This window comes from Pseudomonas allokribbensis (genome assembly GCF_014863605.1).
GTDB lineage: Bacteria > Pseudomonadota > Gammaproteobacteria > Pseudomonadales > Pseudomonadaceae > Aquipseudomonas > Aquipseudomonas allokribbensis.
Map to the genome: position 1 here is coordinate 4,066,409 of NZ_CP062252.1, position 24,352 is coordinate 4,090,760.

General features: G+C 61.2%; 23 protein-coding genes. 5 read left to right on the plus strand and 18 right to left on the minus strand.

Features of this window, described 5'->3' with window-relative positions:
• Nucleotides 1-2 precede the first annotated feature (2 nt).
• Nucleotides 3-284 (plus strand): hypothetical protein, encoded by a 282-nt coding sequence (locus IF199_RS18490; protein ID WP_192558342.1) that lies wholly within the window; start codon nt 3-5, stop codon nt 282-284.
• Nucleotides 285-359: 75 nt separating this feature from the next.
• Here IF199_RS18490 and IF199_RS18495 read toward each other — a convergent pair whose 3' ends face one another.
• Both IF199_RS18495 and IF199_RS18500 read right to left on the minus strand, forming a co-directional pair.
• A complete protein-coding gene (locus IF199_RS18495) occupies nt 360-767 on the minus strand; it encodes a hypothetical protein (RefSeq protein WP_192558343.1) in 408 nt (135 codons plus the stop codon).
• A gap of 36 nt (nt 768-803) precedes the next feature.
• On the minus strand, nt 804-1,142 hold the full coding sequence (locus IF199_RS18500; RefSeq protein ID WP_192558344.1) for an FKBP-type peptidyl-prolyl cis-trans isomerase: 339 nt from the start codon (nt 1,140-1,142) through the stop codon (nt 804-806).
• Between the two features lie 142 nt (nt 1,143-1,284).
• Between IF199_RS18500 and IF199_RS18505 the strand changes: the two genes are divergently transcribed.
• Nucleotides 1,285-2,361: a sensor domain-containing diguanylate cyclase gene (locus IF199_RS18505; RefSeq protein WP_192558345.1), complete on the plus strand. Its 1,077-nt coding sequence runs from the start codon at nt 1,285-1,287 to the stop codon at nt 2,359-2,361.
• 3 nt (nt 2,362-2,364) lie between these two features.
• Here the strand turns inward: IF199_RS18505 and IF199_RS18510 are convergent, their stop codons facing one another.
• On the minus strand, nt 2,365-2,829 hold the full coding sequence (locus IF199_RS18510; RefSeq protein ID WP_192558346.1) for a hypothetical protein: 465 nt from the start codon (nt 2,827-2,829) through the stop codon (nt 2,365-2,367).
• A gap of 101 nt (nt 2,830-2,930) precedes the next feature.
• Nucleotides 2,931-3,239, minus strand: a complete 309-nt coding sequence (locus tag IF199_RS18515) for an RcnB family protein (protein WP_192558347.1) — start codon at nt 3,237-3,239, stop codon at nt 2,931-2,933.
• 247 nt (nt 3,240-3,486) lie between these two features.
• On the opposite strand from IF199_RS18515, the gene tcuC reads away from it, so the two are divergent.
• Nucleotides 3,487-4,779: an MFS transporter gene (gene tcuC / locus IF199_RS18520; protein WP_192558348.1), complete on the plus strand. Its 1,293-nt coding sequence runs from the start codon at nt 3,487-3,489 to the stop codon at nt 4,777-4,779.
• Nucleotides 4,780-4,792: 13 nt separating this feature from the next.
• Nucleotides 4,793-5,560, plus strand: coding sequence for a substrate-binding domain-containing protein (locus IF199_RS18525; RefSeq protein WP_192558349.1), 768 nt, complete (start codon nt 4,793-4,795; stop codon nt 5,558-5,560).
• Here IF199_RS18525 and IF199_RS18530 read toward each other — a convergent pair.
• The 11 genes from IF199_RS18530 to IF199_RS18580 form a co-directional block, all read right to left on the minus strand.
• Nucleotides 5,550-6,464 carry a LysR family transcriptional regulator gene (locus IF199_RS18530; RefSeq protein ID WP_192558350.1) on the minus strand — a complete coding sequence of 305 codons (915 nt, stop codon included), beginning with the start codon at nt 6,462-6,464 and terminating at the stop codon, nt 5,550-5,552. The two genes, IF199_RS18525 and IF199_RS18530, sit on opposite strands and share 11 nt — an antisense overlap.
• 106 nt (nt 6,465-6,570) lie before the next feature.
• A complete protein-coding gene (locus IF199_RS18535; RefSeq protein WP_244142402.1) occupies nt 6,571-7,188 on the minus strand; it encodes a hypothetical protein in 618 nt (205 codons plus the stop codon).
• 92 nt (nt 7,189-7,280) lie between these two features.
• Nucleotides 7,281-8,312 carry a 3-oxoacyl-ACP synthase III family protein gene (locus IF199_RS18540; protein WP_244142403.1) on the minus strand — a complete coding sequence of 344 codons (1,032 nt, stop codon included), beginning with the start codon at nt 8,310-8,312 and terminating at the stop codon, nt 7,281-7,283.
• A gap of 26 nt (nt 8,313-8,338) precedes the next feature.
• Nucleotides 8,339-8,581: an acyl carrier protein gene (locus IF199_RS18545; RefSeq protein WP_096822577.1), complete on the minus strand. Its 243-nt coding sequence runs from the start codon at nt 8,579-8,581 to the stop codon at nt 8,339-8,341.
• A gap of 33 nt (nt 8,582-8,614) precedes the next feature.
• The gene (locus IF199_RS18550) at nt 8,615-9,973 is read right to left on the minus strand and encodes a class I adenylate-forming enzyme family protein (protein WP_192558352.1); all 1,359 of its coding nucleotides are present in this window, start codon (nt 9,971-9,973) and stop codon (nt 8,615-8,617) included.
• 46 nt (nt 9,974-10,019) lie between these two features.
• Nucleotides 10,020-10,346, minus strand: a complete 327-nt coding sequence (locus IF199_RS18555) for a hypothetical protein (protein ID WP_102622007.1) — start codon at nt 10,344-10,346, stop codon at nt 10,020-10,022.
• A gap of 38 nt (nt 10,347-10,384) precedes the next feature.
• Complete coding sequence (locus IF199_RS18560; protein WP_192558353.1) at nt 10,385-11,191, minus strand: SDR family oxidoreductase; 807 nt, start codon at nt 11,189-11,191, stop codon at nt 10,385-10,387.
• On the minus strand, nt 11,191-11,964 hold the full coding sequence (locus IF199_RS18565) for an SDR family NAD(P)-dependent oxidoreductase (protein WP_096822581.1): 774 nt from the start codon (nt 11,962-11,964) through the stop codon (nt 11,191-11,193). The genes IF199_RS18560 and IF199_RS18565 overlap by 1 nt, the downstream gene beginning before the upstream one ends.
• Nucleotides 11,961-13,142, minus strand: a complete 1,182-nt coding sequence (locus IF199_RS18570; RefSeq protein ID WP_096822582.1) for an oxidoreductase — start codon at nt 13,140-13,142, stop codon at nt 11,961-11,963. Before IF199_RS18570 ends, IF199_RS18565 begins: the two co-directional genes overlap by 4 nt.
• Nucleotides 13,139-14,218, minus strand: coding sequence for an AfsA-related hotdog domain-containing protein (locus tag IF199_RS18575; protein ID WP_192558354.1), 1,080 nt, complete (start codon nt 14,216-14,218; stop codon nt 13,139-13,141). Before IF199_RS18575 ends, IF199_RS18570 begins: the two co-directional genes overlap by 4 nt.
• Before the next feature lie 56 nt (nt 14,219-14,274).
• Nucleotides 14,275-17,943, minus strand: coding sequence for an indolepyruvate ferredoxin oxidoreductase family protein (locus IF199_RS18580; protein ID WP_192558355.1), 3,669 nt, complete (start codon nt 17,941-17,943; stop codon nt 14,275-14,277).
• 1,355 nt (nt 17,944-19,298) lie between these two features.
• On the opposite strand from IF199_RS18580, the gene IF199_RS18585 reads away from it, so the two are divergent.
• Complete coding sequence (locus IF199_RS18585; protein WP_096822585.1) at nt 19,299-21,107, plus strand: monovalent cation:proton antiporter-2 (CPA2) family protein; 1,809 nt, start codon at nt 19,299-19,301, stop codon at nt 21,105-21,107.
• A gap of 45 nt (nt 21,108-21,152) precedes the next feature.
• Here IF199_RS18585 and hcnC read toward each other — a convergent pair whose 3' ends face one another.
• Genes hcnC through hcnA form a run of 3 tightly spaced genes read right to left on the minus strand, consistent with a single transcriptional unit; the run spans nt 21,153 to nt 24,125 of the window.
• On the minus strand, nt 21,153-22,412 hold the full coding sequence (hcnC, locus tag IF199_RS18590) for a cyanide-forming glycine dehydrogenase subunit HcnC (RefSeq protein ID WP_192558356.1): 1,260 nt from the start codon (nt 22,410-22,412) through the stop codon (nt 21,153-21,155).
• Complete coding sequence (hcnB, locus tag IF199_RS18595; protein WP_192558357.1) at nt 22,405-23,814, minus strand: cyanide-forming glycine dehydrogenase subunit HcnB; 1,410 nt, start codon at nt 23,812-23,814, stop codon at nt 22,405-22,407. The genes hcnC and hcnB overlap by 8 nt, the downstream gene beginning before the upstream one ends.
• Nucleotides 23,811-24,125: a cyanide-forming glycine dehydrogenase subunit HcnA gene (gene hcnA, locus IF199_RS18600; protein WP_096822653.1), complete on the minus strand. Its 315-nt coding sequence runs from the start codon at nt 24,123-24,125 to the stop codon at nt 23,811-23,813. The genes hcnB and hcnA overlap by 4 nt, the downstream gene beginning before the upstream one ends.
• Between the last annotated feature and the right edge of the window lie 227 nt (nt 24,126-24,352).

The window sequence follows — 24,352 nt, forward strand, 5'->3', positions numbered from 1 at the left end:
CCATGGAAAGCAAATCCGATGCACACGTCGTCGCCGCCCTGATCTCCATCGGCCTCAACGAGAAAGACAGCCAATGGGCCGAAAAGGCCTGCCTGCTTCTGCTCGAGAGCGAAAGAAAATCCATCGTCACCGCCGCCCTCGAAGCCCTCGTCCAACTCGCCCGCAATCACGGCAAACTGGACCGAAACCGCGTAATGCCGGTACTTAACAGCGTAAAACGCAGATTTCCGAGCCTGACCAGCACGGTTGCCGCAACGCTGGATGAGATGGCGATGGCTGCGTAACGCCTCAGGTAAAAGGGCGAGAAAAAACCCGCTGGCTCCGTGAAGGGAGACAGCGGGTTGTATAGGCGGACGCAATCAGCGCCGAAAATCAGACAGGATAAACGGCGTATGACCTCTCAAGTAACGATCGACCTCTTCCAACGAGTGCAATCCGTCGCTCGAAGAAACGATGGAGCCTTGAACATCCTGGCGAGTCAGGGTCACCGTATAAACCCCCTCTTCCTCCAGCAGAACGCCGGTGAATCTGACCTGTTGCCCGCCTTCTTCTGCAAAGGAAGTCACTGTCAGGCTTCGAGACGCCAGCGTCGTCACACGATCCTTGAGCACTTTGCTCTTTGCTATCACTTCCCTGGCCACAACCCAAGTGCCAACCGCCACAGCAGCGTTGAGCACAGCCATATACCCGTAAGACCAGCGCCCGTGCGACGAGTGCTTCTCGCCCAACCACTCGGCAAACTGGAAAATCATGTGCCACACGTCCATGCGCCAATTCCTGACTGTGATCATCAAACGCCGGAATCAATCCTCCCGCGTCAAAACCTCGAGCAACTCAATCTCGAACACCAGATTCGAATTCGGCGGGATCTTGCCCATCGTCCGCTCGCCATAGCCCAAATGCGCCGGCACCCGCAGTTTGCGTTTACCGCCGACCTGCATGCCCATGATCCCTTGATCCCAGCCCTTGATCACCCGGCCCGTGCCGATCACGCACTGGAACGGCTTGCCCCGGCTCCAGGAGGAGTCAAACTCGGTGCCGTCTTCCAGCCAACCGGTGTATTGGGTGGTGATCAATGCGCCTTTGACGGCGGCTTTTCCGTCGCCGGGCTGAAGATCGATTATCTGCAGTTCATCATTCATAACATTCACTCTATTGTTCCGCTGGCCGCCGTTTTCCCAGAAATGCCGGCCATTGGCAACCGTTTGACCCAGCATTGGTCGTGATGGATGATGGCCACCCGCTACCAACCCCGAATCGATAAGCCATGTCAGCGATGCTTGAATGACTCAACTCTGGATCGGTTTCGCCCTCGTCGTTGTGTTGATGGTCGTGATCGCCGTGTTGATTCGTCGCGAGCGTGCCCTGCGTCGGCAGCTCGGCGAATACCGTGAACTGCTCACCCGCGCCGCCGAAGGCCAGAACATTCACCAGGATGGCGATGCCGAACGTTTCAAGCGCAGTCAGTATTTCGCCCGAATCGGCACCTGGGATTGGGAAGTCGACACGGATCGGCTCTATTGGTCCGACGCAATCTTCGGCATGTTCGGGTTCAAGATCGGCGAAGTGACGCCTTCCTACGCCTTGTTTTGTTCCTGCGTGCACCCGGACGACCGCGCCAAGGTACGCGCCGGGGAATTGCGTTGCCTGGAAACCGGTGAGAACCACGACGAGGAATACCGCGTGGTCTGGCCCGACGGCACGATTCGCTGGCTAAGGGAAACCGGCAACGTGGTGAAGAACGACCACGACGCGATGATCAAGATGATGGGCGTGGTGCGCGATATCACTGAAGAAAAAGCCTCGGCCAGTTACCTCCAGCACCTGGCTCACTTCGATCCGCTGACCGGTCTGCCCAATCGGCTGGTGTTGGAAGAACGCCTGTCGGAAGCGCTGGAACATGCGCGCGCCACCACGACTCGGGTGGCGCTGGTGTTCGTCGACCTCAACGGTTTCAAAGCCATCAACGACCGCTACGGCCATGCCGCCGGCGACCGCGTTTTGATCACCACCGCCACGCGCCTGAAACGCATCCTGCGGGTCAGCGACACCGTCGCCCGCATCGGCGGCGACGAGTTCGTGGTCATTTTCCAGGGCCTCGCCCCCGGCCTGAACCTGCAGGACGAAGCGCGCAATATCTGCCAGAAACTCTTCATCGAACTGTCCCCGCCGATCACCATCGGCAACGAACAACGCCACATCGGCACCAGCCTCGGCGTCGCCGTGTTCCCCGACCATGCGCCGACCATGGACCGATTGCTGCATATTGCGGATCTGGCGATGTATGAGGCCAAGCGCAGCGGGAATAATCAGTATCGGTTGGGTGGCGGGCAGGCGGTGACTCACAGTCGGGTCGATTGAATCTCAGCGCTCAGGGGTACCGAACACGACACCGTTGAAGGTATGCGTGCAGCACTGGCAGTTGGGCATCATGTCTTCAGCCTTCAGGTCGGGATTGACGATTTGCAGGCGCTTATTCTCATCGACGTATAACCCGCTGTAGATGCTGGACTCACCCATCCCCACGACATCCCTTCGCTCATGTTCATGCAGAGCGACCATCCAGAACACCGGTTCCTGCCGATCCAGCCGCGACACAGCCTCACTGAAAATCTCATCCCAGTCGCCGCCGACACGAGACAAAAGAAAACGAAACAACGGTGTGTAATCGTAGCCATGGTGTTTGATGCCATGCATCGAGCCGCGTGTAGCCTCGCTGTGGATTTCAGCCTTGGTGTTTCGCTGATGCCGATAATGCCCGCCCGGGTTGTTGCGCCAGACGTTGTGGGCCGTGGTGTTTTCTTTGCGGTAGAGGGGTTTCTTTTCCAACGAATTGCTCCTGACATCCAGTCACTCGAAACGCCCCTCGCGTTTTACCCGAACGGCGCTCGAATGCAATCAGCCGTCCATGGCCAATTGTTGCTGGCGGTCTAACGCTCCACCGGCTTGATATCCACAATCGTCCCATTAGTAATCATCACCATCACGTACTTGTCGTTCATCTGCACCCACTGCGCCTGTGGCTCTGGCTGCTTGAGGCCTTTCTGTTTCCAGTTGTTGATGGCTTTTTCGCTGCGCTGATAGACATCCGGAGCACGGTCGTTGACCTTCAGTTCGCGGCCATCGATGGGCGAACGTTCGACGGTGTCGGCCGAGGTTGGCGCCGCTTGAACGAGCGGGCTGATCCCGGTGATGCCGGCGACGAGGGCCAGGCTGGCGATCAGGGTCTTGTTGTTCATCGGTGAACCTCCTTCAGATGTGTGATACCTGAACTCCGACTGCGGGGTTCTGGAATCATTCCTTGTTTCTTGATGATGACGGATTGGAAAGTGTAGTCGCCCCCAGACGCATTGATCCGATACACGCATCAATCCATGCCAACTATGCAATTAACAGATCGATCCCCCTGCGCCACTATCCGCCCCAATAAAAACCGTGCGCCGCCTCCCCGTCGCGCACGTCATAAAAGCGGTGGAGTATTTTTCGATGACAGCCTCAATCCCACACGGCGGCTCGCGGGCCGGCGCTATTTTCCGGGTCACCTCGGGCAACTTCCTCGAACAGTTCGACTTCTTTCTGTTCGGCTTCTACGCCACGCAGATCGCGTCGGTGTTCTTTCCGGCGAGCAGCGAGTTCGCTTCCCTGATGATGACGTTCGCGGTGTTCGGCGCAGGCTTTTTGATGCGTCCGCTGGGGGCGATCGTGCTCGGTGCGTACATCGATGACGTCGGGCGTCGCAAAGGTTTGATCGTCACCCTGTCGATCATGGCCAGCGGCACGATATTGATTGTGCTGGTACCCGGATACGAAACCATTGGCCTGTTTGCCCCGGCGCTGGTGCTGGTCGGGCGCTTGCTGCAGGGCTTCTCGGCCGGTGCTGAACTGGGCGGCGTTTCGGTGTATCTCTCGGAGATTGCCACACCGGGCCGCAAAGGTTTCTTCACGGCCTGGCAGTCGGCCAGCCAACAGGTTGCGATCATAGTTGCCGCTGCGCTGGGCTTTGCCTTGAACCAGTGGATGGCGCCGGACGTGATTGCCGATTGGGGCTGGCGGATTCCGTTTTTCGTCGGTTGCATGATCGTGCCGTTCATCTTCCTGCTGCGTCGCAACCTGGCGGAAACCGAAGAGTTCGCCGCCCGCAAACATCGCCCGAGCATGAAAGAAGTGTTCCGCACCCTCGGCCAGAACTGGGTCGTGGTGCTTGGCGGGATGTTGATGGTTGCCCTGACCACCACCGCGTTCTACCTGATCACCGTGTACGCGCCGACCTTCGGTAAAACCGTGCTGCACCTGAGCACGTCGGATGCGTTGCTGGTGACGTTGCTGGTGGGCGTTTCGAACTTCTTCTGGCTGCCGATTGGCGGCGCGCTGTCCGACCGGATTGGCCGTCGTCCGCTGTTGATTGCCATGTCGTTGCTTGCCCTGGCCACCACGTATCCGGCGCTGTCGTATCTGGTGCAGGCGCCGAGCTTCAGCCACATGCTGATGTCGCTGCTGTGGCTGTCGTTCATCTACGGCATGTACAACGGCGCGATGATTCCGGCGCTGACCGAAATCATGCCGGTGGAAGTGCGGGTGGCCGGTTTCTCGCTGGCCTACAGCCTCGCTACCGCCGTGTTCGGTGGGTTCACGCCGGCAATGTCGACCTTCCTGATTCAGTACACCGGCGACAAAGCCGCACCGGGTTACTGGATGAGCGTCGGCGCGCTGTGTGCGTTGTGCGCGACGCTGTATCTGTATCGCCGTGCGGGCGGTCGTCTGCAACCTGCGGTCGCTTGAGGAGCCCGCCGACATGAAAAAGCTCTTCAATCTGACCGCCCTCGCCCTCCTCGCCTTCAGCGCATTCGCCCAGGCCGAGGAGTTGCGGGTGATGACTTCCGGCGGCTTCACCGCGGCTTATAAAGTCCTCAGCCCGAAGTTCGCCGCGAACACCGGCAACACCCTCGACACCATTCTCGGCCCGTCGATGGGCAAGGCCCCGGAAGCGATCCCCAATCGCCTCGCCCGGGGTGAGCAGGCCGACGTGGTGATCATGGTCGGCTACGCCCTCGACGACTTGATCAAACAAGGCAAGGTCGACCCGGCTTCTCGGGTTGAGCTGGCGGATTCACGGATCGGCCTGGTGGTGCGCGAAGGCGCGCCGAAACCGGACATCAGCAACGTCGACGCCCTGAAGAAAACCCTGCTCGATTCACAATCAGTGGCCTACTCGGACAGCGCCAGCGGCGTGTACATCGAGCAGCAATTGTTCAAGAAGCTTGGCATCGAAGATCAGCTGAAACCGAAGGCGAAGATGATCCCGAAAATCCCTGTGGGCTCGGTGGTTGCGACCGGTGACTATCAATTGGGCTTCCAGCAGGTCAGCGAATTGCTGCCGGTGCCGGGGGTGAGTTTTGTCGGGAAGATTCCGGAGTCGGTGCAGTCGGTAACACGTTTTGCAGCGGGTATTCCGGTCGGTGCGCAACATCCGCAGGAAGCCAAGGCGTTGCTCGCCTATCTGGCCGCGCCGGCCGCCCAGGCCGACGTACAGGCCACGGGGCTGGACTCGGTCAAGCGCTGACCTTAGGCGGCTGGACTTTCATTTCCACCACCAGCCGCTCCAGTTCCAATGCCGCCGGGGTCAGCGTACGGCCCCGGCGCTTGATGATGCCCACGCTGCGCATCACTTGCGGACCGGTCAGCGGCACCCGCGTCAGGATCGGATGATCCGCCGCCGGCATCGCCATCAACGGCACCGCCGCCACACCCAACCCCGCTTCCACCAGACCGATCATCGTTGTCACGTGCAGGGTTTCGCAGATGCTCGGCCGCTGCGGCACCACCTTCGCCAGTGCCTGATCGAGCAAAAAGCGATTGCCCGAGGTCTTGTCCAGCGAGATGTAATCCTGCTGGTAAAACTCGTCCCAACTGACGCTGCTGCGCCCGGCCAAGGGGTGATCGCGGCGGCAGGCCACCACGTAGCTCTCCTGCACCAGCGGCTCGAAATCCACGCCCGCCTCCTGGGTACCCATGAAACTCAGGCCGAAATCCGCCTCGCCATTGACCACCGCAGTCAGCACGTCATGGGCGCTGGAATCGAGGACTTTGACTTTGATTCGCGGGAACTGCTGGTGATAGCGAGCGACCACGCGCGGCATGAAGTAATACGCCGCCGACGGCACGCAGGCGACAGTGACGTGGCCCTGCCGATTCGAGGCGACTTCGCTGATGCCGAGCAACGCCACGTCCAGATCATCCAGCAAACGCTCGACACTCGGCATGAAGCCACGTCCGGCCTGGGTCAGGCTGACTTTGCGTGTGGTGCGCTCGAACAGCTTCACGCCAAGGGCGTCTTCAAGCTTTTCGATGCGTCGGCTCAGGGCCGGTTGCGAGATGCGCACGGTGTCCGCGGCCTTACGGAAACTGCCCTGCTCGACCACGGCGCGAAAGGCTTGCAGGTCGTTGAGGTCGAAGTTGATGGCCATGGGAGACTCGGGAGGAATTGATTCGCTGAGGCTATAAATGTAACCAATTGATGCAAATTATTACAGAACCTCGATTCGATCCCCCCATAGGGCGGCCAGCCCCGGCCTACTGGATGGGTGCCGGAAATTGCCGCTGGATCGTCGCCAGGGTTCGACGCCGAATCCAGCCGCTGGCCAGGCGGATCGCCAGCCAATACGGTGTGAACAACCATCGGGTTCGAGTGTTGGGGCAAAACACGAACGTTTCGGTGCGTAACGTACGTGCGCCCTCTGCCTGTTCGATGACTTGAAAACGCAACACCAGCCTGGCGACGCGAGAATCGTCCAGCGACATGAACGCCGGAGCATCCGCCACAAGGCAAGCGTCCAGATCCGGGCGCCAAAAACGCCCCGCCAGTCCCAGGGACACTTCGTGCTCAGTGCGCCGCAGCAAGGTGAAGGTGTCAAAACCAAACGGCGCGGGCGCGGGTTGCGGTCGGTTGCCGATGGCTCTGATCAGCTTTGCCGGCAGTTCGCGCAGACGAAGCAAGGCATCGGCCACCCGATCCGCGCGCATGTCCAAGGCACACACGGCGGCGATGATGGCATCGGGCTGAGCATCAATTGCGCCCGATTGGTGAAACTCGTAAAAGTTGAATCGCGGAAGAAACGGCGAGGGTGAAATCCCGTGGGCATCGGTTCCGTCGCCATAGATCCCGAGCGTTTTCCAGAATGTCCCGAACATGCAGTGGCTTCCCTTTTCATCCGGTGGAGAGATCCGGAGTCCTTTCGGGAATGCCCGCAGACATCCCCGAAAGCTCCGACAGCATTGGCTCGTCAGGCTTCCAGACGTTCGCCGGTGCCGGCCGCCTGCGTGGCCTTTTCAGGCACGTAGCACGGCGGCACGGCGAGCGTGCGCCGAAGGTCGAGCTTCAATGCGCCCCAGGACAGACCGGCACCGAATCCGCACAGCACGACGTTCTGGGCCTGCGCTGTGCCAACTGCGCTGTGGCGAGACAGGACAATCGGAATCGATGTAGAGCTGGTGTTGCCGACATCGTCGATGTCGATCGGCATCTTCTCCGGCGCGACGCCGATCATCCGCCGCAGGTAGTTGAGCATGAACCCGTTTGCCTGGTGCAGCACCAGCAAGTCGAGCGACGCCGGCGTCAACCCCGTCGCCTCAAACAGCGACTTGACGGTCTGCGGTACCCGGTTCAGTGCAAAATTCATCACCGCCGTACCGTCCATTTGCAGACGCTGGATCGAGGCACGAGTCTGGCTGTCACCCTCAGGCGTGTAGGCGATGTCGGATTCCAGGGCCTCACGACCACTACCGTCGGCTCCGCACAGGAACTCGAACGTCCCCTCGCCCGCCTCCAGCAGAGTGGCCGACGCCGCATCGCCAAACAGCATCTTCACATGCCGGTCGCGCCCGTCCAGCAGCTTGGTGGTCACATCCCCGGTGCACAGCAACACCTTTTTGCAGGCGCCGGCGGCGATCAGCGCGCCGGCCTGAACCAGCGCAGTGACGTACCCCGAGCAACCGGCGGACACGTTCAGTACCAGACAGTGCTGGGGCAGTCCGAGCGCCTGCTGAACCAGGAAACCGACGCCCGGCACCCACGAGTCCGGAGTCTGGGTCACGACGATCAGTCCGTCGATCTCCTGCGCTGCGCACACGCCCTGATCCAGCAGGTGACGGCACGCGGCGATCACCAGGTCGGACGTGGCCAGCGATCCGGCTTCCCTGATCGATTCGATGCCGGTGCTTTTGGCGATGCGGGCCACTTCCTTGGCGCCGAACAGTTCGGCGAAGTCGTCCAGCCCCACACGCCGTTCGGGCAACGCGGACGTGACCGCACGCACGGTCACTCCGCAAAGGGTGCGCAGGGTCATGCGGTTTCCTTCATTTTCAGGGTTACCAGATCAAAGATGTCCTGCACCGTCACGATACGGTCCATCTCTTCGCCAGACACCGTCACGCCGGTCGATTCGAACACCAGGGCGACAATGCCGATCCTGGCCATCGAGTCCCAGTTGTCACTGTTCTCCAATCGGACATCGCCCTTCAGTTCATCCAGCGGCAGGGTCAGGATTTCCGCGATGCTTGCGCGCATTGCTTCGAGTACGGCCATGTTGTCATTTCCTTATAACGTGGTAATCAGGTCTTACGACCCGCTGAGGACGCCGGGATGGCGCATTTTCTTGAAGCGGCTGGTGAACAGTGGCGTGTCGCTGACGGAAATCAGCCGGGGCAACTGCTCCGGTGACAGCACGTCGCGAATCGCCGCATACAGCCGTGGCTTGAACGCTTCCAGCGTTTCCGGCTCCAGCAAGGTGAACCGCGCGGCCACGATCTGACCGAGCAACGGGTTGGGCTGACCGTAGACCACGACGTCAGAAACGTTGTCGATGCCCATCAACACGCTCTCCACGTGAGACGGGAACACCTTCTTGCCGCCGACGTTGATCACATCGACCGCCCGCCCGCTGACCCTGAAGTACCCGTCGCGCTCTTCCGCCAGGTCCTGGGTAATCAGATAACCATCATCGGACAGCTCGCCCGGGCCGCTCAGGTAACCGAGCATATTGGTCGCTCCGCGCACCTGCAGAATGCCGTCGACCACCCGCAGGCTGTAGGCCCGATCCTCGACGGTCATCCAGGCGCTGTCGCCGTCCAGACCCCGACAGGGCAACACACCGATTTCCGACATGCCGTACAACTGGTTCAGCCGCACCTGCGGCAATGTGCGGGCGATGCGTTGAATGGCTTCGGGCGAACTCGGCTCGGAGCCGAAATAGATACGTTGCAGGCTGCCGGTGTCCCAGGTCTGGAACACGCCGGTGATCGTCGCCAGGTTCAAAAGCGTCGGCGACACGTGCAACGTTTGCACCTTGAACGTTTCGATACAGCGGCCGACTTCCTGAGGCGAACGTTCGTTGGGCAGGACCAGCGTCCCGTGTGTGGCCAGCGCCTGCAGGACGGTGACCAGCCCGCCGATGTGGTCGAACAGCAGGAACGCCAGAATCGCGCCACATTGCTCGGCCTTCAGATAACGCTCGAAGAACGGTGCGATGTCGTGGACGACGCCCTTGGCCGGCCCGGTCGAGCCGGACGAGAACACAATGAAACCGGCCTGCCGGCGCGACAGGAGACCGTCGACAGTCGGCGGCACCGCAGCACCATCGTTCGCCAGCACCGAGTAACCCTGCGGCCCGTTCCCCGTCACGGTAAACCGTGCGCCGGCAGCGTTCGCCAGATTCACCAACTGCTCGCCGTTTTTGGGCACCGACAACGCCACGACATTGTTGCGCCGCCACAATGCAAACAGCAGGCAGACGCTGTTGAAGCTGTAGTTGTCGACCAGCAGCACACAGCAATCGCTGACCGATTGCGCCGCCAACGACTCGGCATAGGCGTCGATCTGTCGACATAGCTCGGCGTAAGTGAAGCGACCTTCGTCGCTGATGATCGCCGGCCTGTCCGCGCCGGCCTTCAGATGTTCCAGAAATGTTTCGACTTGCATGTCCACCTCTCGATAAAGGCGCCGCCCTACGACGGCGACCGTTGAGTCAATTGGCCAGAGCCTCTGCACCGGCCGCCGTCAGGGCTGACTCCAACCGGTTCATGACATACGCGCACAGCGTGCCGAGTGTCGCGAACGGCGTGGCGGTCGCAGGCAGGTGGGAGGTATCGGCCAGGTGCACTTCGGCACCGAATCGATGGCGGATCTTTTCTTCGGTGTCGACGAGGATCGAGACCAGGGTCATGGAGTCGATGGTGCCTTCGACGCCATATAGCGGGCTGTCTTCACCACGGGACAGGTCGATGGGTTCGCTCAGTAACAGATCCTGTTGCCGCACAGCGGTTTCGACCAGGGTTTTGACTTCGTTCAGCATTCCAACATTCCTTTATTGGGGGTGCGTCCACGGGTTCGCTAGGTTTGGGGTAGCGGCTCGTTCGCCTTCGGTTGACGGGTCAGCACAGTCCTCATGTCGACGAACACGCCGCTTTTCAAGCCGTAGTCGGCGGGTGCGCCGATCACATCGCGGATGTCCTCGGCACGCTGGGCGGCGGAGATCATGTAACCAGGGGCAAGGGCCCGCTGTTGAAGGGAACGCAGATCCGGAAAATCGGCGGTCCTCTGGCTGAAGCTCACTTGCCGCGACAGCCCGGTGTCGACATTGCACAGGCCCAACACGGCAAAGAAGATGTCCGGGTTTTCTTCGGCGTAGACACCGCCCAGTGCCGCCAGCGCCGCTTTCGACAGGCTGTAGGTCAGCGTGCCCGCGCGAAAGCGCACACCGGCCATCGAAGCCGACAGCACGCAGGTGGTCGGTCGATGCGCCGAGGCGAGGATCAGATCGAGAATGGCCTTGTTCGCCAGCACATTGACGTTGAGCACATGCTGTACGTCCGCCACCGAAAACTCCTCGCCCCGGGCCGGCACGTTGCCGCTGATCCCCGCGTTGAGAAAGAGCACATCGACACCCCGGCTCAGGATCTCGGCGAACGGCCCTTTGAACAACTCACCCATGTCGCCGGTTTTCGAAAGATCGAATGACCGGAACCGGAAGTTCGGGTGCGACATGAAGCGGTAGGGTTCCCGCCTGGAAGTGCCGAACACGGTATAGCCGTGTTTCAGATGCAACTCGGTCAGCGCCTCGCCGATGCCGCTGCTCACGCCGGTGATGAACACCCGTTTGCCAGTTGGATGAGGCAGATCGCGCTCTGTGGTGCTCATCAGAATTTACCGGCCGAAAAGCCGCCGTCCACTGGCATCACGGTGCCGGTGACGAATGATGAAGCATCGCTGAGCAGCCACAGGATCGCCGCAGAAATTTCGCCCGGATCGGCGAAACGCTTCATTACCGTGACCTGAAGTTTGTGTTTCGTGGACTCCGGGTTGGCCTTCAAGCGTTCCTCCGAGTTCATGCCGCCCATCGTCGGGCCGGGGCACACCGCGTTGACGCGAACCGGATGGCGCTCCGGCAATGCCGCTTCCGCAGACTCGATGGCGCAGACCTGGGTCAGCATGTTCAGGGCGGCCTTGCTGGTGGAATAGGCACTCTGTCTGGCAACGCCCAGCAGGCCGGCACAGGACGACACGTTGACGATCGAGCCACCCGGATGCTTCGAGATCAGATTCGTCTGGTGTTTGAGCAACAACAGCGGGCCCAGCAGGTTGATCTCCAGCACGCGTTTCCAGTCGGCGAAATCCATGTCACGGATCGGTGCGTGTTTCGAGGTGACGCCGGCGTTGTTCACCGCCAGGTCGAGTCGCCCGTGGCGGTCGTTGATGATCCTGAACAGCTCGGCCACCGATGCCTCGTCCGTAACATCGCTCTTGATGAACATGCAGCGTTCGCCGAGCCGGCTTTGCGCAGTCAGGCCGTCATCCTCGTTGCGACCGGTGATGTAGCAGATGCAACCGGCTTCGACGAGCTTCTGGCTGACGTTGAAACCGATGCCGCGCGTACCCCCGACAACCAGGGCGATTTTTCCGGTGAAATTCATTTCAGACTTTCCTCATAGTGCAATTGCAGTTTTTCCGGCCGGCGGTAGTCAGGATTGACGCAGCAGTACACCCGCTCGGCCATGGGATCCTTCTTGTCACGGAAACAGAACGCATCGCCCCGGCAACGGTTGACCCGTCCGGCCTGACCGGTGAGCTCCTTGGCGATGAAATGGTTGTCGGCCAGCATGGCGCGGCCGAATCCGACGAAATCGGCATCGCCGCTCTCGATGATTTCGTTGGCTTGCGACACATCGCTGACCGAACCGGTGAAACCCACCGGAATCCGCACAAAACCTTTGAGGTAGCGGCAGCCCGCACGCGACAGGGCCAGCGCCTGCGCCTTGTTCCTGAAAAAGAACGGAAAGGTTTCGCTGACACCTGTGGAACAGGTGATGGCCGCCACTCCGGCGGCCTCGAGCGCGACCACGACATCGCCCAGCAGACTCGCGCGCTGGCCTTCCTCACCCAGCCCGTCGTCGATGCCCAAACGCACCGTGACCGGCACCTGATCGCCGGTGGCCGCACGGATGCCTTCGACGATGGCTAGCAGCAATCGGGCCCGTTTGAGCGGGCTGCCGCCCCATTCATCCTCGCGGTGGTTGGTCCGCGGCGACAGGAAACTGCTGACCAGATAGCCGTTCGATGCCTGGACCTGGATCAGGGCGGCACCGGCCGCTTGTGCAAGCCGGGCGGCAGACGAGAATTGATCGACGCAGCGCAGGATCTGCGTGTGCGACATCGCCACCGCCCGCGCCTGGGGATAGGCCTTGAGGATCGCAGCGGACGCGATACCGCTCGGGCTGAGGATGATGCCCTGCTCCGACGGCATCGACTGCGGGCCGTAGTGCTGCAGCTGCACGCCCAGTGGAAAGCTTCTCTGCCGGGCGACTTCGAACAGCGGACGCAAGGCGTCGGCGTGAGCCGGCGACGTCAGTTTCAGGCCACGGCTGTTGTAGCGTGCGTCGGCATCCACACTGGCGTTGCCGAGAAAGCCGAAACCGGCCCCGCCGTCCATCAGCGATCGGTAGACCGCAAAGAACGCCGGCAAGGGCAAGCCGTGTTCGTCACACAGATCCATGCCCAGGGACGAAAAGTACATCCGGTTTTTCGCAACCACCTGCGCACCCAGTTGCAGCACACCGGTGGCCGGCATCGGCTCGTCGATGTCATTGCTCATGCGCGCAACGCCCCGAGGGCCGCCTCGTCCAGATTGACGAATCCACGCTTGATCATGTCGCTCAGAGTCTGCAGGTCTTCGAACCCCAGTGCCGGGAATTCCCACGACGCGTGCCGGCCGTGGCCGCCACTGAGGATGGCGGAGGAGAAATCCAGCTTGCCTTCATAACGGATGTGCAGCCTGGCCGAGTCGATGAAGTCGGTCTCCGGCATCGTCGTCACGCAGCCGCTCTTGCCCAGGCCCAGCAACTCCACATCGGCCTTGCGGCCCTGGCCATCGCTGACGCTGCACGCCAGTTTCGAAGGGTCGATGGGCGCGAACCAGTCGCTGGACTGAATGAAGATGTTCCGCGTTTTCTCGAACAGGCGGATGTCGATCACCGTAGCCTTGGTGTCGATGGTGGCGAACAGGGTCTGCCGCTGATAGAACGCCACTCGGAAGAAGATTTTCTTCGGCGATGTGCTGTCGGTCGGGGTCATGTTGTCGACCACCAGCTCGATGGGGTACATCAACTCCGCATAGGCGAAGAAGCTCGCGTTCAGTTCATTGACGCTGACGGTCACGTCACCCCGCGCATAACCGGTGTGGTGATACAGATGGTGATACACCGCCTGGCGCGCCGCTTCGATGAACATGGTGCCGGGCACATGCTCGTGGGACTTGCGGTAGAAAAAGTAGTTGTCGGCGTTGTTGATGAAGCGGAACGAACTGGCACGGCGGATGGCCGGAACCGACTCGCACAAACTCGCCACTGCCTGCTCCGGGCTGACGTTGGCAGCCGCGCCCTCCAGCAGGGCCGGAGTGACGATCTGGTACGGCAGCGCCCTCACCCGGCTCCATTCGTCGTCCGCCTCCGTGCCGCCCATGCGGCTCCTTTTCTGCACGTCGGGTGTCAGCTCAAAGGTTCGCTGCGAGCCGCTGCCGGCCGAAAACCGGCGCGCCAACAGGTCATTGTCGGCAGCCTGCAGAAGCGCTTCGTCGATGTGTAGCGGCAGCGCGACTCTCGGGGCGCAGATCAGTACGTCATCGGTCGAGCCTTTGTGCAAAAGCTCCGGTGAAATGCTCTCGTTGTTCATGTCGGGTCCACTCATTCTGGTCGTTGTTGTCTTGAAGGCAGGTGAAATCCCGCCGGCTACGAGGCCTGCTTGACGTCCCGCGCTTCGCCCTTGGGGGGCTGCGGGGCGAGGGTCGATTGCGGCAGCCAGGTCTCGACGACCGGGGCCACCGACAGGCTGTGGGTGCCCGCCACGATTTGCACGATCAGCTCTTTTTCCCGCTGCCGTGCGGCGGCGATCGACCGCTCCTTGACGTGGCCATAGCCGCGAATCGAGTCCGGCAGATTCGCCCACTCCACAAACAACGGCAGGTTCTCCGCGCTCAGGTTTGGCAGCAGGCGTTGCAGTGTCTGCTCGTAGTCGAGCAACAGGCGCCGCTCCTCACGGCGCTCGGCGGACCAGCCCAGCGGATCGAAGCGGGTGTGGCGCAACACGCGGCCCTTGGCCAACACCTTCAGCAGCGGCAACACCCAACCGGAGACGGCGATCTTCTTCGGCTCGCCGTTGCTGTCCTTGCGGTTGCGCATCAGGGGCAACGCGAAGTGGAACTTGAGCCTGACACCACTCTCGAAGCGGGCTTTGATTGGCGCCATGAAGCGACTGTCTGTGAGCAGCCGCGCGACTTCGTACTCGTCCTTGTAGGCCATCAACTTGAACAGGTTGCGTGCCACGGCCTCAGTGAGCGGGCTGTCATCGCCGATCGCAGGCGTCGAACGAAGCCGTTCGATCACCTGACGGTAGCGTGCTGCATAGGCCGCGTCCTGATAGTGGGTCAGGAACACACTGCGGGTCTCGACCAGCCGTTCGATGCTTTCGCGCCGAGCGGCAAGGTCGATGATCGACACCGGCGACACGTCGTTACTGGTCGGGTCGAGATATGGCATGACGAACGCCGGCTCCTGAGCCCACAGCCGCCCCCAGGCGAACGCCAGGTGGTTGGCGGCGGCGCTGCCGGCCTGATCGATGGCTTCTTTCAGCGCTTGCAGCGACACCGGCACCGTCCCCCGCTGCCAGGCATAACCCAGCAACAGCATGTTGGCCTGCATCGGATCGACGAGGTTGTTGGCCAGTTGTGCCGCATCCAGCGCGTGGTAGTGCTCGGCACCCACCCGTTGCTTGAGGAAGGCTTGAATCGCGGCGGTTTCGATGCGCAATTCGGTATTGCGCAGCATCGCTCCCGTCTGGGTCTGGGCGGTGTTGGCGATGACCACCGTTTTACCTGCCCGCAGTGTCGTCAATGCATCGTCTTCGCTGGCGACCACCAGATCGGCCGCAAGCAACAGGTCGGCACCACCCAGGTCGATGCGGTGCTGGTGCAGCACGTCGGCCACGTTAGCCAGACGCACATGGCTGAGCACCGACCCGCCCTTCTGGGCGAACCCGGTGAAATCGAGCACGCTGACCGCCCGGCCGTCCAGATGCGCAGCCAGGGCAACCGTGCGTGCCACCGTCACGATTCCGGTGCCGCCGATGCCTGCCAGCAGCATTTCATACGGGGTTTCGAGTGAGCACGAAGACGGCAGTGCCAGTGCCTCGGCGCGGGCCAGAACCTGGCGGCTGTCGGCTTGCCGACGGTATTGCGCGCGCGGTTTGCCGGTCACCGTGACAAAGCTCGGGCAGAAGCCCTTGATGCAGGACAGATCGGTGTTGCATCCGTGGGGATCAATCCGGCGCTTGGTGCCGAACGGAGTCGCGACCGGTGTCACGGACAGGCAATTGGACTTGACCTGACAGTCGCCACAGCCTTCGCACACGGCTTCGTTGATCAATACTTCGGTTTTCATGACAGGCGTCGGCAACTGTTTCTTGCGCCGACGCCCCTCAATGGCGCAGACCTGATCGAACACCAGCACACTGACACCCCGTGTCTCGCGCAACTGTCGCTGAACCTCTTCCAGCCGCTCACGGTGGAACAGCTCGACGCCCTGCGGAAGGCTGCCCGGCGCTTCGAAGCGTTGCGGATCGTCCGCCACCACCACGACCCGGTGGGCGCCTTCGGCTTGCATCAGTTCGACGGCTTTCTTGACCGTCAGTTTGCCGTCGATCGGCTGGCCGCCAGTCATGGCCACCGCATCGTTGTGCAGCAGCTTGTAGGTGATGGTCGCGCCGGCCGCAATGGCCTGACGGATTGCCAGATAGCCAGAATGGAAAAACGTACCGTCGCCGATGTTCTGGAAAATGTGAGGGGTTTCGACGAAGGGCGCCTGCCCCAACCAGTCGACCCCTTCGCCCCCCATCTGCACGCTGCCGCTGGTTGCACGTTCCGGCATGCGCGCCGCCATCGCGTGGCAGCCGATACCGAGCCGCGCCTCGCTGCCTTCCGGCACTCGGGTGGAGGTGTTGTGCGGGCAACCCGAACACAGGTACGGCGTACGGCGGATCCAGTCATGAGTCCGGCTAACCACAGGCAGATACCAGTACTCGGGCACTCTCAGTGTGATGCCCAGACCTTGCAGCCGTTGTTGAAGCATCGTCGCGAGGCGCGACGGCCTCAGTTCTTCGTGATCCGAGATCAACGGAGCGCCGCTTTCGTCACGCTTGCCCAGGATGACGGCACGCTGCCCGGACTCCGCGTTGTAGAGCGCTTGCTTGAGTTGCTCTTCGACGATGGCTTGCTTCTCTTCGACGATCAGCACCTGATCGGCCCGCTTCGCCCAGGCCTCCAGCACCGGTGACAGCGGGTAGACCAGATTGATCTTCAGCAGTGCCACACCGGCACTTTCCAGCTGTTCAAGCGAAACCCCGCCCTGCTGCAAGGCCTGGCGTACATCGCCATAGGCCTTGCCGATTGCACCGATCACCAGCCTCGGCTGCTCCGGTGCCGTCACGGCGATATCGATCGGGTTGGCCAGCGCAAATGCACGGGCAGCGTCGAATTTGTAGGGAAGCCGCCGCTCGATCTGCATGCCCGGCAGGTCGGGCCAGCGCCAGTGCAGGCCGTCCGGCCCCGGATCGATTTCGGGCGTGACGAATCCTGGCAACGGGGACGACTCGACGGAGGTGGTGGCCTCAACAGTCTCGGTGATGGCCTTGAAGCCGACCCATAGCCCGGACACCCGCGACAACGCCCAGCCCCACAGGCCGCAGCGTTCGTAATCGGCCAGTCCCGCCGGGTGAATCACCGGCAGCCCCCAGGCCATCAGGGTGCGGTCGGACTGATGGGACATCGACGACGAAACGCAGCCATGGTCGTCGCCGGTGACCACCAGGACGCCCCCGTTGGGCGATGATCCGTAGAAGTTGCCATGCTTGATCGCGTCCCCGGAGCGGTCGACGCCAGGGCCCTTGCCGTACCAAAGGCCATAGACACCGTCATAGCGCTTTTTCGGATCGGTCTCGACGCGTTGAGTGCCGATCAGTGCCGTGGCCGCCAGATCTTCGTTGATGGCAGGCAGGAAGCGGATATCTGCGCTTTCCAGCACGTCTTTGCTTTTCATCAACTCCCGATCCACGCCACCCAGAGGCGAACCGCGATAGCCGCTGACGAACCCGGCGGTGCGCAAGCCGTTGGCTCGGTCCAGCGCCGACTGGGACAGAAGCAACCTCACGAGCGCCTGCTGACCACTCAGGAAAATGCGCCCGTTCGGCGTCGCGGATTCACGCGAATAGATGGAGTGAGCCTCAGGCTGGCGGCCAGACTGCGACGCTGCAACTGCCCCTTTCCCGGCCGCTGCCGTGGGCGTCCCCTGTGAGTGTTTGTCGGACTGAAGCCGCAGGTGTTCCGGATCAATGGCGTCTGAGTACACAGTTTCAAATCCTTATGAAAACTTCACGTTAAATGTGCTTGTTTACCCACTACAGCGAATGCGAATTCAGTACTTACAGTGATCTTCCATCAGATCCCGAGAGTTACACCTTCGCCATCAGGCCCCTCTTGCAAGACCTGAAACAAGCGGTTCGCAACCGCTCGAATACTCATTCATCGCAAAATCATTGACGCCACTATTCCGTCAAGCCAACAACCCCGGGCACAACTTTTCCTGGTGCGCTCGCGCAAACCATCGGCAAACTTTAAAACAAACAATTCCCGACCATTGCCGTAGGTTTAAATAACTAAAAAAGCCCGGACATAAATCTAAAGTTCGCGAGTGCGCTTCAAATCAAGTACAGCATCCGGCCGCCACGAAGAGCGTGGTTTAAAGACGTTTGACTGAAATTCTGGAAATTAGAATCGCCCGGCCCGCCGCCTGAAACGCGAGCTGAAAATGAACGAATGCTCGGTAGCCCGCCGGGCCAAGGGCAAAGTGCGCACGTTCGACGTCGAGAGATGCCGAGTGCACATTACGTTGTTGGATGTTTTGAAGATGGGCGCCGCGTCAACGGGCAAACGCTTGCCAGCCGCCACGCGGGGCGTGTCGCAAGCGAGCCGGACAGGCACAGATAACGGGCGTGCCGCCCCCTTGGAATTCGAGTACAAGGTTTCAAATCCTTATGAAAACTTAACTTCAAGCGGGCTTTCCTGCCCACCCTGTCGAATGAGACCTGATACTTGCAGCGGCGCCTTGCCAGGCGGCCAGCACAATACAGGTGTGTGGTCGCAACCGCCTCGCCGCAGACTTCTTGTTTGCGGTGAAACGGGATAAACAATCGTTATTTGCAAACTCCCTGCAACGATCATTTAACGACCTGCTTTTGCGGGGAAAATAGTAAGTTCGGAGGAATTGCATTGTCAATCACTGTTACGAAAGTTTCACAAACAAAATAATTTAATGAACTACCTAGTCCACACAACCACCCTGCTCATGCTTTTAAAAACCATAAAAAAGACTTCGATTGATCGAATAAGCTGCTGCTTTTATTGAGCAATACCGGCGAGTCAAGCAACCCTCTTCTCAGCATTACACCCGTCATACAAGTTGCATGACCGGATAAAACTCTCCCCCACAAACCCGAACTTTTTAGTCGCTGTTCCAGAGAAACACTCTCCAACTCTCTAAGACCAAAGTAGAACTTTACATGACCAGATATCGCCTGACGGTTCAAAGATGAACAGCATCATCAGAAACCGCCACCCACCACATCAGTTTCCCCCGCAGGTGGTGTGCCATGGGGCGAGCCTTTATCCTTGCCCTCCCGTCGTACCGTGTTATGGAGTTGTGCCATGCCCCATGAAGGCAACCTGTTGCAAGCCGCTGTCGTATTTCTGTTCGCGGCAGTGCTTACCGTTCCCCTGGCCAAGCGCCTGCAACTGGGCGCGGTGCTCGGTTATCTGTTTGCCGGAGTGATCATCGGCCCGTCGGTGCTGGGCCTGATCGGCAATCCGCAGAGCGTCAGCCATATCTCCGAGCTGGGCGTGGTGTTGCTGCTATTCATCATCGGTCTGGAGCTTTCGCCGCGACGCTTGTGGGTGATGCGCAAATCGGTGTTCGGCGTTGGTCTGGCACAGGTGCTTTTGACCGGTTCGGTGATTGGCGTACTGGCGTTGTCGGTGTTCGGCCAGCCGCTGAACAGCGCGATTGTTCTGGGCCTGGGCCTGGCCCTGTCGTCCACCGCGTTCGGTCTGCAAAGCCTCGCCGAGCGCAAGGAACTGACCAGCCCCCACGGTCGTCTGGCGTTTGCAATTTTGCTGTTCCAAGACATCGCCGCGATCCCGCTGATCGCCCTGGTGCCGATGCTCGCGGGCGTCGATCACCACACCAGCACTGCCGACGATGTGCGCCACAGTTTGCAGGTCTTGGGCAGCATCGCTGTGGTGGTGATTGGCGGACGATATCTGTTGCGTCCGGTGTTCCGCGTGGTGGCGAAAACCGGCCTGCCGGAGGTGTCTACCGCCACCGCATTGCTGGTGGTCATCGGCACCGCGTGGCTGATGGACATGGTCGGTGTGTCGATGGCGCTGGGCGCGTTTCTCGCCGGATTGCTGCTGGCGGACTCGGAATATCGTCATGAGCTGGAAGCGCAGATCGAGCCGTTCAAAGGCCTGCTGCTGGGGCTGTTCTTCATCAGCGTCGGCATGGGCGCCAACCTCAGTCTGCTGCTGAGCGCACCGATCACGGTGCTGGGGCTGACGCTGTTGCTGATTGCGCTGAAGTTGCCACTGTTGTTTGTGGTCGGGCGTCTGGCCGGTGGGTTGAACAAGGTCAGTGCGATTCGCCTGGGCATCGTGCTGGCGGCGGGTGGTGAATTTGCATTCGTGGTGTTCAAGATCGGTCGCGATCAAGGTCTGTTCGAGCCGCGTCTGTACGACCTGCTGGTGCTGACCATCACCCTGTCGATGGCCGTCACGCCGTTGCTGCTATTGATTTGCGCACGGCTGGTCAGCCCGAAAGTGCAGCCAGTTGAAGTGCCGGAGAAATTCCGCCAGATCGACACCGAAACTCCACGGGTGGTCATCGCCGGCATGGGCCGGATGGGTCAGATCGTGGCGCGGATCCTGCGGGCGCAGAACATCAAGTTCGTGGCGCTGGACACCTCGGTGGAAACCATCGAACTGTCGCGCAGTTTCGGCGGTGTGCCGGTGTTCTACGGCGACCCGATGCGTCCGGAAATCCTCAGCGCGGCCAAGGTCGGGGAAGCGGAATATTTCGTGATTGCCACGGACGATCCGGAGACCAACATCAAGACCGCCGAGATCGTGCGCAAGCTCTACCCGCACATGAAGATCATCGCCCGGGCGCGTAACCGGCAGCACGTTCATCGCCTGGTGGATGTCGGCGCCGATCCGATCCGGGAGACCTATTACTCCAGTCTGGAAATGAGCCGTCGCACGTTAGTGGGCCTCGGTTTGACCCAGGCCCAGGCCGATGCGCGAATCAAGCGCTTCAAGCACCACGACGAACAGGTACTGGAAGCTCAGCACGCGGTGTACGACGACGCGGCCAAAGTGCTGCAGACCGCGCAGGAAGCGCGGGCGGAACTGGCCAGACTGTTCGAGTCGGATCAACTGGAAGAACAGTCCGGCAAGTCCTGAGCCCCGCCATCAATCCTTCCCACGCAATGCGCGGGAAGGTTCTGATCAGGCCATCTCCAGCGTCCGCTCTTCCTGCACGGGCGTCACTTCAAACCGATCCGCCAGAAACGGTGTGATATCCAGCGGCAGCGGCTCATCGTTGACCAGCTTATCCAGCAACACCCCGGTAATCGCTGACGTCAGCACCCCGGTGCGGAAGTGCCCGCAGGCGTTGAGGTAACCGTCCACCCCGACCATGGGCCCGAGAATCGGCAACTCATCCGGCGAGCCCGGCCGCAGCCCGGCCCAGGTGCGCTTGAGGTTGATGTCCGCCAGTTCCGGCAGACAACGCACCGCGCCCTGCACCAGCCCGGCGATTTCCGGCCAGGTGGTGGTGACGTCGAAGCCTTTGTCCTCGGTGGTGCTGCCGATCAGGATCTCGCCGTTGTCCTTCTGCGCCATGTAGCAATCGCTGGTGGTCAGGCAACCGTTGAGGATTTTCGGCAGGCGTTCGGTCAACAGGATCTGCCCTTTCACCGGTTTCACCGGAATGCGCACGCCAGTGGCCCACTCGCTGAGATCTGCCGCCCACGCCCCCGCCGCGTTGATCAGGGTCTTGCAGTGAAACACCCCGGCTTCGGCGGTTTGAACACCGGTCACCCGCGTGCCGTGATGCAGAACGCCGGTGATGTTGGTGTTGACGTACATGTCCACGCCATTCTGCCGGGCGCCTTCGGCATAGGCGTCGGCGAGGCGGAACGGACTGACCTGGTGATCGCAGAGAAACTCCAGCGCGCCACGCGCTTCATGACTGACGCTCGGCTCGGACTCGCGCAATGCCGCCTGATCGAGCCAGCGCACCTGATCGGCCAGGTGCGGAATGCAGCCGACGATGTGCTCGGCGTACAACCGGTCTTCATCGTCATAAATGACGAACTTGAGCCCGGTCTTTTCGAACTTGAAATCCATCCCGTGGTTGTCTTTCAGCTCACGGTGCAGCGCCGGGTACAGCGCGTTGGACTGCAAGGCGAAGTCGAAGAACGACGGCGGCAGGATGTGCGGCGTGCTGGAATCCACCGCCACCGCCGCGCCTTGGGTTTCGCGCTTGCGGTTGGCCGACATCATGCGGAAGAAAATCACCCCGCAGCCCAGTCCCACCGACTCACCGATGGCCCATAAGCCGCCGGCCGAGGCTCGGGTCGCGTTGCCCGGGCGCTTGGCGTCGATCATCGCGACCTTGAGATTTTTGCGCTTGGACAACTGATAGGCGATGGACGCGCCGATCACACCGCCGCCGGCGATGACCACGTCATAGAACTTACTCATGGGAAACGGCCTCCGTGCCGAGGGACTGGAACGCGGAAAAAGGAATCGGATCGACCGGGAAACGCGGCCGCAGCCAGCCGACATCCTTGCGCCCGGTGGCCTGACGCAAACGGTCGCTGCAATAGCCGACGCACATCCGCCCCTGACAGTCGCCCATGCTCACGCGGGTGCGCATTTTCAGGCTGGCGATGTCTTGCACGCCCTGCTCCAGCGCCCGGTCGATGTCGGCGCGAGTCGCGTGTTCACAGCGGCAGATCACCGTGTCTGCTGCCGGCAATGCGATTTGCCCGACGCCGCGTTCGGTGTAGCGATCCACCGCCGCGCGGAAACGCACGATGGCTTTGAGTTTGCTCAGGTAACGGTCGCGGCGGACCCGCGCCAGTTCCTCTTCCAGCACACCGCGTTGCAGCAGGATCGAAGTGGCGGCGATCTTGCCGGCCAGCATCGCCGCTTCACCGCCGCGAATCCCGCCCATATCACCAGCCAGATGCACATGGGGTTCGCTGCTCTGCTGCCAAATGTTGGAATTGGCGCGCAGGTAACCGTCGTCGCTGAAGCCGTGATCCAGGCCCATTTGCTGACTCAACTGGGTACGCGGAATGAAGCCGTAACCGACCGCGAGCGTCTTCGCTTCGAAGCGTTCGACGCGGCTCATGTCCGGTTCCCACGTCGCCGAGTACGGTGCCACGCTGACGCTTTTCAACTCGCCCTCGCCATGGGCTTCGACCACGCCCCAGCCGTAGTTCATCGGGATGCCGTGCAGTTTCAGGTAGGCGAGCATGCTCAAGCCATCAAGGAAGAGTTGCGGCTTGTTCAGAAGCGCCAGGCTTTCCCTGGCAATCTTGCCGAACGCGCAGGCCTCGTAGACACCGGCAACACTCACGCCTGACGCGTGCAACTGGGTCGCCACCAGCGGCAACAGCGGCCCGGTGCCGGCGATCACCACTGGGCCCTGCGGTTTGACCACGCCACTCTTGATCTGCAATTGCAGGCCGCCAAGCATGATCACGCCCGGCAGCGTCCAGCCGGGAAACGGCACGCTGCGCTCATGGCAACCGGCGGCCAGCAGCAGTTGCGGATAGCTGATTTCGTGCAGACGCTCATCGCCATCGAGCACGACTAGCGAGCGGGTGCCTTCGGCGCCAACCACACGGTGATGCAGGCGCACATCGATCAGCCCGGCCTGCTCCTGAAAGTCGCCGTGCAATTTGCTCAGTGCTTCGGAATAGCGCGGCCCCAGGTAATCCAGCTGCACGCCGTCACGCAGCGGCCCGCGATAGACCACACCACCCAGGCGCGACGCCTCCTCAAGCAATGTGCTGCGCACACCATGGCGCGCCAGTTCGATGGCCGCCGCCATCCCCGCCGGCCCACCGCCGACGATGACCGGATGCTGGCTCATAGTGCCTCCTGACCGTGAATGCGGTTAGCCTGGGTTTCGATGTGCATGCCGTCACGCACCACGGTCTGGCAGGCGCGGCGTTTGTGCCGGCCGTTGATTTTCACCAGGCAGCACTGGCACACGCCCATCCCGCAATAGGCACCGCTGATCTGGTTGTGATCGTTGCGCGCGACCTGGCGCACGCCGAGAGACTGAATGACGCTGAGCACAGTTTCGCCGATGGCGGCGGTGACCGGTTGGCCGTTGATGTGGACAGTCATATCCGCCTGCGCCAAGGGCTGGATATCGAAGGTTCTTTCTAGGCAGTGCATTGCGATGATCATCCGTGAAAAGTTCAGGTGAGGTTGAAACAGCTCCTTGCTGCACTACACCTTGCCGACACGTGGGGGTTATCTCTCTCTATCGGGCCGGCAGGTTGGTTCCGCTCGCGCAGCAACGTGCGCGCAAGCAATGTAGTCGATCCAGCGGCAAGGGCCTGGAAAATTCACGGTAGGGGATATCGCGCAGAAGAATATTGATCCAGGCCATGGAAATGACT